The sequence below is a fragment of the Cellulosilyticum sp. WCF-2 genome (assembly GCF_003990395.1).
Taxonomy (GTDB): Bacteria; Bacillota; Clostridia; order Lachnospirales; family Cellulosilyticaceae; genus Cellulosilyticum; species Cellulosilyticum lentocellum.
The window spans coordinates 4,560,519-4,577,595 of the sequence record NZ_CP034675.1 but is presented as its reverse complement, the minus strand read 5'-3'; the positions used below and the strand labels follow the sequence as shown (position 1 = coordinate 4,577,595).

The following is a 17,077-nucleotide window of genomic DNA, read 5'->3' as shown; positions in this document are numbered from 1 at the left end:
GATGATTTTGTATATGAGTAACATACTTTTAAGATTCAATAAGAAAGACATTATCGCTGAAAGGAATATAACCTTCTACAAAGTTTTTAAAAAGAAGATAAGGGGACATCTGAAAGAGATTATTCCACAAGTTCCTGATATTGGTAATAGCATTTTTAAATCCAGCTATTTAATAGGAGTTGCTTTTATTGCATGGTATAAAGCATTTTTAGAAATGGGCTTATCAAGTGATGAAGCCAATATTTGGATTTGGAAAGGGACAGAAAATGCAATCAAAAAAATACCACGTTTTATGATACCTTTGGTAAAAAAAATCTATTTGGGCGGAATGCTTCGTAAGGCTGAGGGACAGACAGAAAGATCTAAGAAAGGAACACTACCTGAGTATGATTGGTCCATTAACTATGTAAAAGTTGGCAGGAATAAATTTAGGCTTGATACTTATGAGTGTGGCCTGAAAAAGCTATGTAAAAAGTTCGGTGTTGAAGAGATGCTCCCTTCATTATGTAGAATGGATTATCTTACCGCTCACTATCTCAAATATAGCTTTGAAAGAACCAAGACACTAGGAGATGGTGATGAGGTATGTAATAACCAATTTAGTTTTATAGGTGAATGCGCATGGGCACCAGAAAAGGGATTTGAACACAGGAAATAAACTGCCCATAACAGGATAGAGTAGATTAAGATAAAGGGAGAGATTTTAATGGATATTATAAAATATGATGTTTTTACTTTGACCGTCAATAAAGGAAATCCTGTAGGAATTATCGTTGATGGAGATAAGTATGATGATGAGATAATGCAAAAGATTGCTTGCATTGTAGGCTACAATGAGTGCTGTTTTATATGTAAGTCAGACGTTGTCGATTATAAGCTAAGGTACTTTACACCAGGACATGAAACACCTCTATGTGGTCATGCAACTATAGGGACAATGAAATATATTGTTGATTGTTTAGGTATAAATAATGATTTAGATTTTAAAATAGAAACAGGAGCAGGGATACTAGACATTCACTATAACTATGATGCTGATGAAATATTAATGGAGCAAGCAAATGCTACTTTTACTCCGTTTGAGGGAAATAAAGAGCAGTTATTAAATGCAATAGGATTAAGTGTAGAGGATTTAGATATACGTTATCCTATTGTGTATGGAAGTACTGGCTCTTGGACTACACTTATACCGATTAAAACATTAGATAGTTTTCAAAGGATGAAACCTAATAATCATTTATTTCCTAGTATTTTAAAAGAGATGCCCAGAGCTTCTATTCATCCTTTTACATTAGAGTGCTATGATCAAAAGAGTGATATGCATGGAAGGCATTTTTCTTCCTGTTATTCTGGAACCATTGAAGATTCAGTAACAGGAACAGCTAGTGGTGTTATGTCTGCTTATTATTTAAAATACATAAAAGGTAGTGATGAAGTAGATTTGATGATTGAACAAGGAAATGAGATAAATAAAGAGGGCTATGTTCATGGATATGCTTTGAGAAATAATGATGAGATAGAGGTAAAAATATCTGGAACAGCAGTAAAGTCTAAAATATTTAAAATAGATTTGATATAGAGCTATATTTAAAATGCCGCCAGCAATGGTGGCATTTATTGTTAATAGTAATCTTAATACTTTTTGTAACTAGGATAGAAAAATGGTAGCAATTACTATATTTGGAATACTAACCTAGCCGGATTTTGTAGTATAATAGGATGAAAATACTTAACTTAGACTTTTGGAGGCAGCTAGAATGAGTATAGAAGCAAGGAGTGTAGTGGAACAGTTTGGTGAGCGTATGAAGAGACTTGCCATCTATGAACCATTACATCGTCTGGATAGAAAAAAGGGAAAAGATAAGAATGGGAATGAGATTCCTTATTATGAACTAGGAATGCTTACTTTATTATTTTTCTTTGAAAATATGATTATGCGTCATAAGACAAGTGGCGTTAGAGAGCTTGCTTTATTTTTATATGAAGTATGTCATGAAAAAATTAACTTAGATGAAACAGGCTTTGAGGAATTAGCCAGAGAAATTATAGAAGTCTATAGACCATCCAATGGAAAACGTAATAGTAGGAGCTTTTACAATTGGGAAACGGGCCAAGAGGAAACCGTATACTATTCTATTTTAAAAGCAGCGCGTTCAGATCTAAAATCAAATACCCAATATTATGCTTTAGATGAACAAGGTTTAGAACTTATTTTTTCAAGTAGAGAATACTTTAGTGAGTTTCAAATTTCAATTAACCAATTACTCCTTCGTAAACAACTTGAAAAAGGGGAGTTCATGGGTTCACTTAGGCAGTTAGATGAAATGGATTTATCTGCTGAGGCACTTACAGAGCGTCTAGCCAAAATTAAACATGAAGTAAGTCGTAGTATTGTTTCTGAAGAAACTTACACCAGATATAAGAAGCTTATTGAGGATATTAATTTAAGACTAATAAGAGAAAATGAAGAGTTTGAAGAACTTCATGAATTTGTAAGATTAACTAAGGATAGCTTAAAGTACCAGCTAGATAATGAGAAAGATAAGAAGGCTTATGAATTCATTTTAAAAATTGATAATAGGTTAGAAGAGGTCCATCACGAGCATAGTAAGCTTTTACAAGAAAGTATTGCCCTAAGAACGCATGCATTAGATGCAGCACAGCAGTCACTTTATTATATAGGCATCGATAGTTTTAACTTTGAACAAGAAATTGTGGATGCACTTATGGGGAGACTGATGCCGCTTTATACAAGTGGCACCTTTATAGAACCTTTCCTAAGCCTAGAGCGTGCTAAACTATGGCACCCAATGAGTGTCTTCTATAAGCAGCGTATTGAAAGAGTGGGTGAAGAAGATAAGAGTAAAGCCTTTACATATGGCGTCACAGAGGAAGAAGTGCGTAAAGGCAAATCTAAGATAGGTCACTATTTTAAAGAAGTGGTGAATGAGCTTGTACCTTTATTTGAAGAGCAAAGTGTGATCACTTTAGAAGAGATTTGTAATCAGATAGAGGTATTAAGACCTGAATGGTTAGAACAAAGACTTTTTTATGATATGTGGATGATTTTACATCAAAAGTCACCTATTGCATTTGAAAACTTAGATGAAGAGAGTATATTAAATGGCATTAAAGAAGCTTTAGGTGGGATAACCAATAGTATCAAGGTCATGGAATATGAAGGAACCGTGCAAAAAGTACCACGTTTTGAAATTAAAAATATGTTAATTGACATTACAATGAGGCAAAAAGAAGGTGAGAGAAATGAACTATAGAAATGAGGAAATTATAGAAGCTTATAAACTCTATAGCAAGCTAGCAGTAGAAGGTGCTAGCTCATTAGGAGAAATGAGGGCTTATACAAGAGAGGAACACATAGAAGAACTGATGAATCAGTTTGCAGCCCAGGATCATGCTACGATTATTATTGCAGGAGAACAGGTGTACTTAGTACCTATTGCAAGCAGTTCACCTTTTCATATGAGTAATGAAACCATTAAGAAGCTCTATCTGCCTAATAATGCCACTAACTTAGATATTTATTTAATGTATGTATTAGCCATTATTTTATTAGGAGAGTTTTATAATAGTTATCAAACCAAGGAACCAACAAGGATGTTTATTGGTATGGAGGAATGGCTAGAAGCGGTTAATACTAGAATGGAAACTCTTGCGCAAATAGATAAAGAAGTGCTTCAAAAGGTTGAAGAAGAACAAGAATACAACTGGATAAAAATCTTAGAAAAATGGTTAGCACTAGATGATGTAAAGGAAAAAGCTAAAAAGCTAACAGGAGTAACAGCAAGTCGTATCAGCTTTTTAAATATGACGAAGCAGTTCTTAGAGAAGCAAGATATGATTAAAGATATTGGAAATTATGAGATAGAAATCACTGAGAAAACAAAGGTCATTATTCAGCGCTATTATATGGATTATGAGTATAACCGAGGAATATTAGATTTTATTTATCAGTATAGCTAGAAAAGAGGGACAACACGAATGGCATCAATTTCTAAAATTAGATATACCAATGTAATTTATGAAAATGGCGGAAAACGCTATAATGACGAGATATTTACTTGTGCAGGACATAATACAGCTATTTTACTTGAAAATGGTGGAGGGAAAACTGTTTTTATTCAAGCAGCCCTTCAAGCTATCTTGCCACATACGGATCTAGGAGAACGTAAAGCGAAAGAAACCTTTGTTCTAGAAGGAAATGCAGCACATATTGCTATCGAATGGATTATAAGTGATAAACCAAGACGCTATGCTCTAACAGCAGTAACGCTTTATCTTCAAAATAATGAGTTAAGATCTTATAAATATGCTTATGAATATGGTGTAGAAGATAAGGACAATATTGAAAGCCTACCTTTCACAAGAGAGGAAGGCGAGGCAGCAAGAGCTGCAACTAGGGTAGAGATGAATGAATACTACCAGAAAATGAGTAAAGAGCATATAGCAGCTAAGGCTTTTGCTACGACTAAAGAATTTCATCAATACATTGAAGAATACTTTAAAATTATCCCTGAAGAATGGCGCAGTATTACAGTCATCAATGGTGGCGAGGGATCGGTTGAAGCTTTCTTTGATGGCTGTAAAACGACTTCAGACTTAGTTGAGAAATTACTTTTACCAACAGTGGAAGAAGGCCTAGTAGGGAAGGGAGCCCAAGAGTTCGCAGGGACCTTTGAAAGTCAAAGAGAGCATTTTAATAAGCATAAACAATTAGAGCGTAGCATTAAGGAAAGTGAAAAAATCAAAGCTGAAATCGAATCTTATGTAACAAGCTTTAGCATGTATAATCAAAAGGTCAAAGAATATGAAGCTAAAAAAGAAGAGGCAAAGGCACTTTGGCTGCTTATTGAGGATAAAGAAGCACAGACAAGGGAAAAACTTACAGCCTGTGACACAGAGAAGAAACAATTAGAGACTAAGAAGAGAGTGCTGCAAAAAGAGATAGCACTTATTGAAGTAGAAGAGGCTAAAGAAGCCTTAAATGAAGCTAGACTAAGCTATGAAAAAGAAAATGAAGCCTATGAAAAAGCAAAAGAAAAAAAAGAAGAAAAGGAAAAAAGGCGTCATGCCCTCAAACTCTCTAGATTCCAAAACAATATGAATGAAGCACGGGCGAAAATTAAACTTTATGAGGAACAGCTAGCTTTATTAGGTGAAGATACAGAAGTAGAAGCAATAAAAGAGGCCTTAGAAGAAAATAGAGGAGAAATCAAAGGCTATTTTGAAGAGCAATTAGCGATGCTTCAAAAAGAGCTAGGCCACTGTGAAAGAGAAAAGGAACGCTATTTAGAAGAGCAGCAAGAACAAGAGAAAGAAAAGAAACAGCTGGATGAAAAGCTTCAGAAGCTTAGAGGTGATGCAAGTAAGCTCATTGGTAAGCTAGAGCATCAAGAAAAGCAAATGAATCAGATTAAAATGCTAATTGTAGCACAAGGCGCTAGCGAGGATATTGAAGGGCAAGAGAAAAAGTGGAAGAGCCGTTTAGCAGAAATTGAAGAAAGTAAGCTTAAATTAGCACAAAACTTAAGGGTATTAGAAGAGCGCCAAGTAGAGCTTAACCAAATTATTGGTGAAAGCACGAATAAGCATACTAAGGTGCTAAGAGAAGCAGGTAGAACCAGCATGCAGCTTCAGCAGTTAGAAGAAGCTCATGAGAAGATTCTTGTGGAGATTAAAAAAGCTTTACCAGCCTTTTATCATTTATCTTCTATTTATTTAAAGTCTAGTCAAGTGATAACAGCTTTAGAAGAACAAGTAGAAAAACTTATAAGAGAAAAAGAAGAGGCACTCTTACTTGAAAGACGTCACTCACATTTCCTAGAAAACTATGAGGGACGTGACTTTTTCACAGTTGAACCACTTCTTGAGCTTTGGGTAGAAAAATGGATGAATCAGTTTAGCTTTTTACAAACTGGAACAGCTTTTATTGCAAGTTTAGAAGATAAAGAGCTGAAACAAAAGATGTATACTCAGCCGAAATGGGCACAGCTAGTAGTTGTATCAGATGGCAGTGAGCGTGAGCTCATCAGCTTATTAGAGGAACAAACAGCAAAGATGACTTATCCCGTAGGTATTGTTACCTTATCAGAGGCTAGGGCACTGTTAGAACAAGAAAAGCAGGTGGAAAGTCTTATTTATCCAACCGCTTGGAGTGAGAATATGCAGGCCACATTTTTTGAAATGCATAAGAAAGAAGCGGGTAAAGCTTTAGAAGAAGCTATGGCATATCGCAGGCAAAAGGAAAATGAATTACGAGAAATAGACCAAACTTTAGAAAAGGTCAAGAGTTTCCTTGAAACCTATTCTCATGAAAAGCATGCGCGCTTAAGAGAAGAAAGTGATGGGTTTAAAAGACAAGAAATGGAACTTGCCCGAATCATGGAAGATGCTAAAGATAAGTTAATGAAGGCCCAGAAGGAAGCAAAGTTAACGAGTGAAACGTTAAGAAAAGAAGTAGAAGAAAAAAATAGATTACAAGGCTATGTGGAGAAAGCAACAGAGTATTTAGGCATTAAAGAGGAATGCGATAAAGAAGAGGTACGCATTAAAAAGCTTCAAGAGACCATTAAAGAAGAAGAAGGTGCGTATAGTAAAGTGGAATATGCCTTAAGAAATACCCTTGAAGTTTTAGAAGAAGTCAAAGAAAATTATAGTCTTCTAAGAGGCAGTGAAAGTCGTATAATAGATGATCCACTTTATAAAGAAGTAAAAGATGAAAAAGCTATTTATTCTAATAAGGATATTGTCTATTTAAGAGATAAGCAGGAACAGTTAAAAGAAGCCCTAGACAATAAGCAAAAAGGCCATAGTGAAATTGAAAGTCTCTTAAAACACAATCAAAAGGTATATGAAGAAAATGAAAAGAGCTTCCGTCAGGAACAAGCAGAAAGAGAAGAACGCTTAGAAAGTATTCCAGTATATAGAGAAGCGTATGCACAGGAAATGGACCGATTATCTGAAGAACTCATAGAAGTAAGAAAACAACTAGAGGAATTAGATGAGCAGGTTAAATTAATGAAAACAGACTTTGATAAAAAAGAGCAAGAGTATCAAAGTAAGAAAGAAGCTTATGAAGTAAGTTATGGTGTGGTCAGTGAAGAAGATACACAATCCTTGCAAGATAAAGAACGATTATTGAGAACACAAGTTGAACTAGCAGAGAAAGAAAAATCTTTAGTTAAACAAACTGCAGGGTTAGAACGTGAACTTAAGTCTATTTTAGATAACAAGCAGCAAATGGATAAAAAAGATGAGCTTTTTGGGTATTGTGCCCCAGAAGTAAAGGTAGGTATCCTAGATGAAGCAGTGGAGCAAGAGTTTATATATGATCTAAAGGTAAGAGTAATCGTAAGTCATTTACTTGAAAGTTTACAACAGCTTAAAAATGGTGTTGAAGCAGGTAAAAAGGTAGTAGAAGAGAAGCAAATTGATTTTAAGCTATTCTGCCAGAGAGAAATTAGAGATAGTAAGCTTAGAAATATGGCGGTACAAGGGATTACACAAAAGCAAGATTATGATGCATTAGTGGTATGGAAAGAAAATATCGTGGAACGTATTAACCATACGTTAACTATATTAGAAAGAGATCTGATAGATCAAGATCAGCAGATTTCACAATTTATTATTCACCTTTATGCTTACTTAAAAACAGTAGCTAGTGAATTAACGGAGATCCCTAAAAATACACGAGTGAATACAGAAGAAGGTTGGAAAAACATTTATGAGTTTGTCATTCCAAGCTGGCAAGAAGACAGTGGAAAAGAAAAGATCCGTACCCATATTTATAGTTTACTAGATGATATTGAAGGGGATAGCTTCTTAGACGATACAGGAAAAGAAGACACCGGGAAAATCAAGAAATATATTAAAGAGCAATTTAAACTTAGAAATTTATTGAAAGTGGTAATGGGCAATGATGCTATTCGTGTAAGATGCCGCAAGGTAAGTAACATTGGTGATATTAGTAGCCAAAAGTACTCTTGGGAAACCTCTAATAAATGGTCGGGGGGAGAAAAGTGGAGTAAAAACATGGCACTTTACCTAGGCATTCTCAACTATCTAGCTGAGAAGAAACAAAATATTCAAAGTGAAGAGCAAAAAGTAAGCCGCGCCGTTATTTTAGATAACCCATTTGGTAAGGCATCTAGTGGACATGTCTTAGAACCAGTATTCTTTATTGCTAAACAACTTGGTTTCCAAATTATTGCCCTTACAGCCCATTCAGAAGGGGATTTCATTAGAAGATATTTCCCGATTGTTTATAGCTGTAAGTTAAGAAGTACTTTAGATCAAAGAACTTCAATTTTTTCTAAGGAACAAGAGATTAAAAAAGCATACTTTATGGACAATGATCCAGTGGCACTCAGCATTTTAGGAAGCAATCAATTAAGCTTATTTGCTTAGTGATCTATAGTGAAGCCTGTCATAGTAATGGATACTAATAAAAAGAAATAAGATATGAAGATATAGATAGACTAATCCTAGTACATAAGATTAATAGAATGACTTATGTACTAGGGTTTTTCTATTTAGCGCTACTAAAGATAGGGGAAGTTATATATCATTCTTGCGCTATTTGGATACTTAGTTCAACTTCGGTATTTAAACCCATTTTTATTGAGGGAAAAGAGTTAATAAATGGAGGGGCATTTGGATTTGAAGGTGGCCTAGCTGTAACCGTAGTCATGTTAATAACTGTAATCAGTAGCTTGGTACTCATCGGTAAGCAGCCTCAAAAAGAAACATTTGGCAAATCAATTTAGGCTCATCACTAAAAGTAAACCCTTATCAGGAAGAAATGGTTCATCAAGAAAGATTTAAACTAAGGAGAGCTTTTACAAGATTATAGTAGACAAAGAAAAGTAGATGATGAACTAGAACTATATTTTGGTAAAATAGAACTGGAAAGTAGACTAAATTAAATAAGAGGTTGCTTAACTAAGCAGCCTCTTTTACTGTATAGGATTTAGGATTGAGCAGAAAGATGTAGTGTTTTCTGCGTGCTTAATGTTTTCATATGAGTAAGTTCTTTGCCAATGAGTGTAATCGTCACACAAAAGGCTAAGGCATCGGCTACTGGTGCAGCAAATAAAATCCCATCGATACCATAGAAGAATGGTAATACAAGAATGAGAGGGATTAAAAAGAGTACTTGCCTTGAGAGGGATAAAAACACACCTTTAATAGCTTTTCCAATGGCTGCAAAGAAGTTAGAGGAGATGATTTGCACGCCATTAATAAGTACCATAAATAAGAAGATTCTCATGAATTTAACTGCAAACTCAAAGTAGAGCTGATCTCCTGTTCCAAATAAGGATATAACTTGTTTTGGAAAGAATTGAAAGGCAATGAAACCTAAGACAGAAATGACTAAACTAGAGCTGACTGCTAGCTTATAGATACCTCTCACTCTGTCATAATTTTTAGCACCATAGTTGAAGCTGATAATAGGCTGAGCACCTTGAGAAATACCAATAATAACAGATATCAAGATAGCATTTGTTTTCATTACAATGCCACTACATGCAAGTGGTATTTCACTACCATAAATAGATTGGGAACCATAGTGAATAAGAGAGTTATTGAGTACGATTTGAACAAGTGTAATAGCTAACTGATTAAGACTATTACTCATGCCTAGAGAAGCAATTTTAAGGCACTCTGGTACTTGAAGCTTAAAGTGGTGCTTTTTCAAATCAATATGTTTAAAACGACGAATATAGTTAATAGCCATAAGGAAAGAAACAAGCTGTCCTATGACAGTGGCAAGTGCAGCACCAGCAACACCCATATCAAATGTAAAAATGAAAATAGGGTCTAGGATAGTATTAATAATGGCACCTACTAACATACAAGTCATGGAGAATTTAGGGCTTCCATCAGCTCTAGCTAAATTACTCATACCATTGGTAACAATAAGTAGTGGCATACCAAGAGCTGTAATTCGAGTATAGACCTTAGCATAAGGCATAATATCTGGTGTACTACCAAAAACCGTAAGTAGTGGCTGCAAGAAGATTTCAATAAGTATAAAATAAATGATGCCAAACAAAAACATCATGCTAATAGCGTTACCAACAGCCAGTGCAGCTTCTTCCTTTTGTTTTGCACCTAGTGCTAAGGAAAAGCGAGCAGCACTACCAATACCAATTAATAAAGCAATAGAAAGACAGATGGTGGTAAGAGGATAGGCTACATTGGTTGCCGCATTTCCCAAATAACCAACACCTTGGCCAATAAAGATTTGGTCAACAATATTATATAAAGAGCTTACTAACATGGCTATGATACTAGGAATAGCATAACTTTTTAAAAGTTTGGGGAGTTTTTCATAGCCAAGAGGATTTTCATGTCTAATCTCGTTCATCATTATTTCCTTTCAGTATTATTCATTTTCTAGTTCTATTTCTTCGGTTACTTCCAAAATCGCTTTTTCTCCAGCTTTATTGAGAAAAGAAAAGAAGAGTTCTCTTTCTTCTACAGAAAAATCTTGAAGAAGTTTTTCATACCATGTCTTTTGGATATGGAGAATTTGTTTATTGGCTTCAAGGGCTTTATCTGTAGGATATAAGCAGCAAGTACGTTTATCTTTTTTGAGAGGTTCTTTTTTGATAAATCCGGTTTTTTCTAAATAAGCAAGGGAACGGGTAATATTACTTGGATGAATATAAAAAAGTGTTACGAAACGATCTTGTGTTATACCGGGTTCATTACATATTTTCATAATATACATATGTTGGCTACTATTAAGACCAAGAGGAGCTAACTGACGATCTAGGTGTATTTTAGTATATCGATCAGTAATAGAAAGCCATTTTAAAAATTCCATAGAATCACCTCAGTTTTTTATTATATACCTAAAAAATTGCGTGCGCAATAATAAGTTTGCGCACGCAATTAAAATCATTTTTATTTCTTAATAGGTTTGAATGTATTTATTTAAAGTTTGCGCCAAAGCCTAAGATAGCGGTACTAATAAGTATAATAAAAACTAAAACTCCCATTAAAGCAATTTTGATTTTCTTCATTGTCATCTCATTATAGTCAGCTAGTGGTTCATATTATAGCATTGAATATTGACTAAATAAATATTTGCTTACTAGGGCAGTAGCCTAAATATTAAACCAAGAACTGATAAAAAAGCTCCATAACCGTTGATAAATAGCTGTTAGGATTACGTAGCAAACAGATATCGGACTCTAATCCCTCATCTGAAATAACTCTTTTTTCCATATTTAAATCTGATAAAAGTGGTAAGGCAGATTCTGGGATAATCCCTATACCTAATCCTGAATTAGCCATACTAGCCGTTGTTCTAGCATCATCATTCATACAAAATATAAAAGGATTAAGAGAGTTCTCATGAGCAATTTCTTGAAATATTTTTTCCCATCTCCGATAAAGAATGAGGGGTTTTGTACAGATTTCGGTTAAACTAACAGAAGGATTAGGAAGATTCTCAAAGTAGTGCACATGACCTACAGCATAAACACGTTCTTGCCGCAAGATGGTGCACTCTAAATCAGTAGCTGAAAAGGGTGTGCGAACAATGGCTGCTTCAATAAGATTATTTCGAAGCCTTTCTAATTGTTCATAGGTATTACCTTCAAAAATATTAAAGCGTATTTCAGGATAAGCTTGATGAAAGCAAATGAGCCATTCATTGATGAGCGTGCTACCAATAGAAGAAATAATACCAAGGCGTAAGGTGCCTATTTTCCCAGAGTTATAATCTTCTAATTCTTTTTTAGCAATAGCCATTTGCTCCAGTATAGAAGTCGCACGTGCATAAAAAATACGACCGGCTTGGGTGAGTTCAATTTTTCTAGAACCACGTTCAAAGAGAATCACACCTAACTCATTTTCAAGCTCTTTTAATTTAGTACTTAAGGGTGGTTGAGAAATATTTAATTTTTCTGCCGCCTTTGAAATGTTACCTTCTTGAACCGTGCTAACAAGATAAGTAAGTTGTTTAAAATCCATGCGATCCTCCTATATGAATTTAATATAGTTAGTATATCATATTAATAATTTTAGTATAGTATATACTGTGATATGATAAGAGTCGGAAATTTGAAAAAATATAAAGGCGAGGAGGAAGAAATGAAAGAATTACTCGTTTACTTAAAAGGTTATAAAAAAGAATGCATCTTGGCTCCCTTATTTAAAATGCTAGAAGCTTCTTTTGAATTATTTGTACCTTTAGTGATTGCTACCATTATTGATAAAGGGATTGGTAATGGAGACAAGACTTACATTATACAAATGTGTGCACTGCTCATAGGCTTAGGGGTGATTGGACTTATCTGTTCAGTAACAGCACAGTATTTTTCAGCTAAGGCAGCAGTAGGTTTTGGGACAGGTGTACGTCATGCTTTATTTAAGCATTTACTAGGACTTTCTTTTACAGAGATTGATACCTTAGGGACACCAACTATGATTACCAGAATGACAAGTGATGTTAATCAAGCTCAAAATGGGGTTAATATGGTACTTCGTCTCTTTTTAAGATCCCCATTTGTAGTATTTGGGGCTACTATTATGGCCCTTACTATTGATGTGAAATCAGCCATGATATTTGTCATTGCCATTATTTTATTATCTTTTGTGGTATTTGGGATTATGCTTCTTAATATTCCTATGCTTAAAGCGGTACAACAAAGATTAGATGGTGTTTTAAGTATGACAAGAGAAAACTTAACAGGAGTTCGTGTGATTAGAGCTTTTTGCAAAGAAGAGGAAGAAATTGAAGCTTTTAATAAAAGAAATGAAACCCTGACTAAGCAGCAAAAGAAAGCTGGAGGCATCTCAGCTTTAATGAATCCCCTTACTTATATCATTATTAATATTGCTATTATTAGACTTATATGGGTAGGTGCGCTCCAGGTAGATACAGGCAATTTAAGTAGTGGGCAGGTAGTAGCACTTTATAATTATATGTCACAGATTTTAGTGGAGCTCATTAAATTAGCAGCGCTCATTATTACTGTTAATAAATCAGTAGCCTGTGGTAATCGTATAGCAGATGTATTTCATATCGAGTCTAGTATGCTAGAAAAAGAAGCTATTCATACGAATCAAGTAAAAGTAAGCAGTAATGAAGAGAGCATTACCTTTAAACAAGTTTCTCTTACCTATACTAATGCAGGGGAAGAGTCTTTAACAGCTATTGATTTTACTGCTAAAAAGGGAGAAACCATAGGTATTATTGGCGGTACAGGATCTGGGAAGAGTTCTGTTATTCATTTAATCCCTAGATTTTATGATGCTACTTCTGGTGAAGTACTGGTTAATGGTATAAATGTCAAAGATTATCCTTTAGAAACTTTAAGAGAAAAAGTAGGTATTGTGATGCAAAAGGCAGTACTCTTTAAGGGGAGCATAGAAGAAAACCTACGCTGGGGTAAGAAAGATGCTACAGAGGAAGAGTTACAAGCAGCTATTAAGACTGCGCAAGCAGAAGATGTGGTAAGTGTTAAAGGCGGAATGAAGGCTGAGATAGAACAAGGTGGCAGAAATCTTTCAGGTGGGCAAAGACAACGTTTAACCATTGCTAGAGCTTTAGTGAAGAAGCCGGAAATTCTCATCTTAGATGATAGTACCTCAGCACTAGACTTCGTCACAGATGCCAAGCTTCGTAAGGCAATTAAAGCGTTAGATTATCATCCTACCGTGGTCATTGTGTCGCAAAGAGCTTCTTCAGTGCAATATGCGGATCAAATTATTGTTCTAGATGATGGTCAATTAGTTGGAAAAGGGACTCATGAAGAGCTTCTAGAAAACTGTGAGGTTTATAACGAAATCTACTATTCTCAGTTTAAGAAGGAGGTAGAGGGATGAAAAAGACTGGTTTAAAAAAAGATGTTCAAAAAGACACGCTTAAAAAAGTACTTCGTTATATTAAAAAGTATAGGAGCTTGATGCTGATTTCTATTCTCTTAGCGGTTATCATTGTGGCATTGACTTTATATGTTCCTATTTTAATCGGAAAGGCCATTGATGGGATTGCATATAGTCAGGTTCAATTTGACTATATTTTAAAACAGCTTATGATTGTAGCTATTATAGTGAGCATAACAGCCATAGCACAGTGGTTTATGAATATGATTAATAATAAAGTGACTTATCAGGTTGTACGTGATATGAGAGATGAGGCGTTTAAAAAGATTGAGATTTTGCCGCTTAAATATATCGATACCCATTCACAAGGAGATATTGTAAGTCGTGTTATTGCAGATGTAGACCAATTTGCTGATGGGCTATTAATGGGATTTACTCAGCTATTTACAGGTGTTATCACCATATTGGGAACCTTGCTTTTCATGTTAACCATTAATGTAGGTATTACTTTTGTAGTGGTTTTAGTCACACCTCTTTCATTATTTGTAGCCAGTTTTATTGCTAAGAAAACTTATACCATGTTTAAATTACAATCAGAAACAAGAGGGGAGCAAACAGCTTTTATTGATGAGATGATTGGAAATGAAAAAGTAGTAAAGGCTTATGGACATGAAGAAGAAGCCATTAAAAAATTCGATGAAATCAATGATAGATTAGCAAAATATTCTTTAAGGGCAACTTTCTTTTCTTCTTTAACTAATCCTACTACTAGGTTTGTAAACAGTGTGGTGTATGCAGGTGTAGCAATTACAGGTGCTTTTGCAGTATTAAATGGCAAGATGACAGTGGGGGCATGGTCTTGCTTTTTAAGTTATGCTAATCAATATACTAAGCCTTTTAATGAAATATCAGGGGTAGTCACAGAACTTCAAAATGCCTTGGCTTGTGCAGCTAGAATTTTTGAACTCATTGAAGAAGAAGCCCAAGCTCCGGAAAGTCCACAAGCAGTCACTTTAGAAAACGCTAATGGCTATGTAAGTTGTAAAAATATAAGCTTTTCTTATGTCCCAGAGAAAAAATTGATTGAGAATTTTAATGTTCAAATTAAACCAGGCCAAAAGGTAGCCATTGTAGGGCCCACAGGCTGTGGTAAAACAACACTCATTAACTTACTGATGCGTTTTTATGATGTGAATCAAGGAAGCATTCAAGTAGATGACAAGGATATTAGAGAAATGACGAGAAGAAGTCTTCGTTTAAATTATGGTATGGTGCTTCAAGAAACGTGGCTGAAGAAGGGAACAATTAAAGAAAATATTATCATGGGTAAACCAGATGCCACTGATGAAGAAATAACTGCAGCAGCTAAAGCGGCACATGCCCATTCTTTCATTAAACGTTTACCAAAAGGTTATGATACAGTCATAGAAGAAGATGGGGGTATGCTTTCACAAGGGCAAAAGCAGCTTCTATGTATAACAAGGGTCATGCTCACGGAGCCGCCTATGCTGATTTTAGATGAAGCAACATCTTCAATTGATACAAGAACAGAAATTAAGATTCAAAGTGCCTTTAATCGATTAATGGAAGGTAGAACTAGCTTCATTGTAGCCCATCGTTTATCAACTATTCAAAATGCAGATGTTATTCTGGTTATGAAAGAAGGGAAAATTATAGAGCAGGGTAATCATAATGAGCTTTTAGGGAAAAAGGGATTTTATTATCAGCTTTATAATAGCCAGTTTGCAGTATAGAAAGATGGAATAAAGAGGAGAGTGTCGTGAGCAGAGAGGCAGTCTCCTTTTTAATGTTTATAGAGATAAGTAAGGTAGAGCAATAAAGTATAGCTAGTTAGTAAAATAGTGAGAAGCGAGTGCCATTTTTTATGACTTGTGCTAGTGTGTTATAATATAACTATTATTTTTATAAAAAACGAGGTTGGGGCTATGGAACAAGAGATGAGAATAGGTATTCTTTTAAAAATGATTAATAATATTTATGAGAGAAATTTTAATAGCAAAATATCAGAGATTAACTTAACAACAGCTCAGTGTGATTTACTAGGATTTTTGCATGAGAATGAAGGTAAAGAAGTAAACCCTATTGATATTGAAAAGAGATTTAATCTCAAACGTCCCACTGTAACAGGTCTTTTAAAACGTTTAGAAGAAAAGGAATTTATTAGATTAGTACCTAGTATTAAAGATAATCGATATAAGCAAATTATTTTAACTAATAAGGCACAAGGGCATCACCAAGAAATGTTAGCTGGTTTAAAAGAGATGGAAAACCAATTATATCAAGGAATTAGTGAAGAAGAAAAACAAGAACTAATAGGTATCCTAAACAGAATGCTAAAAAATATGTCGTTATAAAAAAAATAATTAAATAGTTAGCAAGCTAATCATGTAGTAGATGAAATTAAGATGCTTAATTGCATATGAATTTTTATTGCTATACAATAGGATGGGTAGTAGTAAAAATAAACAAGATAAATAGGAGAGGGATATAGATGTCAGAATTAGATTTTATTTACAAGAGAAAAAGTATTAGAGATTATAAAGAAGGAGAAGTACCTAAAGAAGCTATTTTAAAGATGTTAGAAGCAGCAACTTTAGCGCCTTCTCCAAAGCACCAACAAAATTGGCATTTTGTAGTGGTACAAAACGGAGAGATTGTAAGCAAAATGGCAGAGGCAGTAACAAAGAGTCACGAACATATTGCATCTTTAGCAAGGAATGAGGAAGAAAGAGCACAGTTTATGAAGGTACTTCCTTACTACCTTAATTTTCAGCGATCATCATGTGCGGTTATTGTATATGCAAAAGAATATGACATGATTGAAGAGAAAATCTTAAGAGCTAACGGGGTAGATGAAGCAATTATAGATGTGATTAAATCACCACAAGCAGGTGCGCAAGGTATTGGTGCAGCAGTAGAGAACTTCTTACTTGCAGCTGCTAATATGGGCTATGGCGCATGTTATATGACAGGACCTGCTCATGCAAAAACTGAGATTGAAAAAATCATTGGCTTTGAAAAACCAGGTTATTCTTTAATGGCTATTATCTCATTGGGTATTCCAGCTGATGAAACACCAAGGCAACCAAGACGTAAACCTTTAGAAGATGTTGTTACCTTTATTACAGAATAGTAGAAGAGGCCATAAAGAGATAGACCAGTTAAGATGTTAAATATTGCACTATATGTTAGGGCA

Annotated in this window: 13 protein-coding genes; 10 read left to right on the top strand and 3 right to left on the bottom strand. The window is 34.7% G+C overall.

Annotated elements, in window-relative coordinates; all coding sequences use genetic code 11:
• Position 1 precedes the first annotated feature (1 nt).
• From EKH84_RS20760 to EKH84_RS20735, 6 genes are all read left to right on the top strand, one after another.
• Positions 2–658 carry an L-2-amino-thiazoline-4-carboxylic acid hydrolase gene (locus EKH84_RS20760; RefSeq protein ID WP_127067775.1) on the top strand — a complete coding sequence of 219 codons (657 nt, stop codon included), beginning with the start codon at positions 2–4 and terminating at the stop codon, positions 656–658.
• Between the two features lie 48 nt (positions 659–706).
• Positions 707–1,579, top strand: coding sequence for a PhzF family phenazine biosynthesis isomerase (locus EKH84_RS20755; RefSeq protein WP_127067774.1), 873 nt, complete (start codon positions 707–709; stop codon positions 1,577–1,579).
• Positions 1,580–1,757: 178 nt separating this feature from the next.
• The gene (locus EKH84_RS20750) at positions 1,758–3,275 is read left to right on the top strand and encodes a replicative DNA helicase (RefSeq protein ID WP_127067773.1); all 1,518 of its coding nucleotides are present in this window, start codon (positions 1,758–1,760) and stop codon (positions 3,273–3,275) included.
• Positions 3,265–3,981: a DUF6063 family protein gene (locus EKH84_RS20745; RefSeq protein WP_127067772.1), complete on the top strand. Its 717-nt coding sequence runs from the start codon at positions 3,265–3,267 to the stop codon at positions 3,979–3,981. Before EKH84_RS20750 ends, EKH84_RS20745 begins: the two co-directional genes overlap by 11 nt.
• 18 nt (positions 3,982–3,999) lie before the next feature.
• Positions 4,000–8,424 carry a hypothetical protein gene (locus EKH84_RS20740; protein WP_127067771.1) on the top strand — a complete coding sequence of 1,475 codons (4,425 nt, stop codon included), beginning with the start codon at positions 4,000–4,002 and terminating at the stop codon, positions 8,422–8,424.
• A 98-nt stretch (positions 8,425–8,522) separates the two neighbouring features.
• Positions 8,523–8,783 (top strand): hypothetical protein, encoded by a 261-nt coding sequence (locus tag EKH84_RS20735; RefSeq protein ID WP_127067770.1) that lies wholly within the window; start codon positions 8,523–8,525, stop codon positions 8,781–8,783.
• A gap of 203 nt (positions 8,784–8,986) precedes the next feature.
• Here the strand turns inward: EKH84_RS20735 and EKH84_RS20730 are convergent, their stop codons facing one another.
• The 3 genes from EKH84_RS20730 to EKH84_RS20720 all read right to left on the bottom strand — a co-directional run bounded on the left by EKH84_RS20730 (position 8,987) and on the right by EKH84_RS20720 (position 12,003).
• Positions 8,987–10,387, bottom strand: coding sequence for an MATE family efflux transporter (locus EKH84_RS20730; protein WP_127067769.1), 1,401 nt, complete (start codon positions 10,385–10,387; stop codon positions 8,987–8,989).
• A gap of 18 nt (positions 10,388–10,405) precedes the next feature.
• Positions 10,406–10,849: a MarR family winged helix-turn-helix transcriptional regulator gene (locus tag EKH84_RS20725; RefSeq protein ID WP_013658408.1), complete on the bottom strand. Its 444-nt coding sequence runs from the start codon at positions 10,847–10,849 to the stop codon at positions 10,406–10,408.
• 290 nt (positions 10,850–11,139) lie between these two features.
• On the bottom strand, positions 11,140–12,003 hold the full coding sequence (locus EKH84_RS20720; RefSeq protein WP_127067768.1) for a LysR family transcriptional regulator: 864 nt from the start codon (positions 12,001–12,003) through the stop codon (positions 11,140–11,142).
• Between the two features lie 120 nt (positions 12,004–12,123).
• Between EKH84_RS20720 and EKH84_RS20715 the strand changes: the two genes are divergently transcribed.
• From EKH84_RS20715 to EKH84_RS20700, 4 genes are all read left to right on the top strand, one after another.
• The gene (locus tag EKH84_RS20715; RefSeq protein WP_127067767.1) at positions 12,124–13,860 is read left to right on the top strand and encodes an ABC transporter ATP-binding protein; all 1,737 of its coding nucleotides are present in this window, start codon (positions 12,124–12,126) and stop codon (positions 13,858–13,860) included.
• Entirely contained in the window at positions 13,857–15,614 is a 1,758-nt protein-coding gene (locus tag EKH84_RS20710) for an ABC transporter ATP-binding protein (RefSeq protein WP_127067766.1), read from the top strand. Before EKH84_RS20715 ends, EKH84_RS20710 begins: the two co-directional genes overlap by 4 nt.
• A gap of 192 nt (positions 15,615–15,806) precedes the next feature.
• Positions 15,807–16,235 (top strand): MarR family winged helix-turn-helix transcriptional regulator, encoded by a 429-nt coding sequence (locus EKH84_RS20705; RefSeq protein WP_127067765.1) that lies wholly within the window; start codon positions 15,807–15,809, stop codon positions 16,233–16,235.
• Between the two features lie 137 nt (positions 16,236–16,372).
• A complete protein-coding gene (locus EKH84_RS20700) occupies positions 16,373–17,014 on the top strand; it encodes a nitroreductase family protein (protein ID WP_127067764.1) in 642 nt (213 codons plus the stop codon).
• Positions 17,015–17,077: the final 63 nt, after the last annotated feature.